The following is a 962-nucleotide window of genomic DNA, read 5'->3' as shown; positions in this document are numbered from 1 at the left end:
AAGAGCCGGTGTAGATCGCGTCGGGCTTCGCCCGCTCGATCTTGCTGATCAGCGACCGGTAGTCCTTCAGGCCGCGGTTGAAGAATTCCGAGAAGGCGACCGTGCCACCGTTGGCCTTGACCGCGTCGGAAAAGCCGCTGACCACCGACTGGCCCCAATCGGTCTGTTCCGCGATTACCGCGACGGTCCTGATGCCCTTGGTCGCCATCCATTTGGCGTTGTAGGGGCCTTCCTGCGCCTGGGTGGCGATGTTGCGGAACTGGTACTTGGAGATCTTGGTGTAGTCGGGGTGCGAGGCGGTCTGCGACAGCTGCGGCATGCCGGCCTCCTTGTAGACCTGCGCGGCCGCCATCGACACGCCGGAGGTGAAGTCGCCCAGGACGCCGACGATCTCCTTGTCGTCCACGAACTTGCGGGCGATGTTGGTGCCCTCCTTGGCGTCGGAGCGGCTGTCCTCGAAGACGATCTCGACCTTGAACGGCTTGCCGGCGGCGTTGAACTCGGTCAGCGCGATCTCGGCGGCCTTGCGGAAATCCTGGCCGTACTGGGCGGTGTCGCCGGTCAGCGGCAGCTGGTAGCCGAGCTTGACCGTGTCGGCGGCGAAAGCAGAACCGGCAATCCCGGCGGCGGTGAGGGTCGTCAGCGTAAGGAGGCGGAACTTCATGGCGATGTCACCCTCTTATTGTCTGTCGTTGCAGGCTTTGCGGCGATGCGCGTCTATTCGGCGGCTCCGGCACCGGGCAGGACCTTCAGCCGGCAACAGCCCTCGTCGCCCGGTTTCCAGGTCTCGCCCTTGAAGACGAAGCCGGCAGCCTCGAACAGGCCGCCGTCGATGGCGCCGGCCATCTTGCAGAGCAGTTCCAGATCGGCGTCGGACCGGCCCTGCGCCTGCCAAGCTTCCTTCAGCGGGCAGCGGTGGAAATGGATTTCCAGCGCCTCGCCGTCGCACCGCTTGATCTCCG

General features: G+C 65.2%; 1 protein-coding gene and 1 pseudogene. Both read right to left on the bottom strand.

The genetic code is table 11. The features are described from left to right. Nucleotides 1-664, bottom strand: a 664-nt coding sequence (locus tag I71_RS06950; protein WP_042692963.1) for an ABC transporter substrate-binding protein, incomplete at its 3' end; no start/stop codon positions are given. A gap of 53 nt (nucleotides 665-717) precedes the next feature. Further along, nucleotides 718-962, bottom strand: a pseudogene (locus I71_RS06945) (L-2-amino-thiazoline-4-carboxylic acid hydrolase); the annotation flags it as partial.

The sequence above is a fragment of the Azospirillum sp. B506 genome (genome assembly GCF_000333595.1).
In the GTDB taxonomy this organism is placed as follows: Bacteria; Pseudomonadota; Alphaproteobacteria; order Azospirillales; family Azospirillaceae; genus Azospirillum.
Note: the sequence above shows the minus strand (reverse complement) of the source record. Positions and strands in the feature narration are given on the sequence as shown.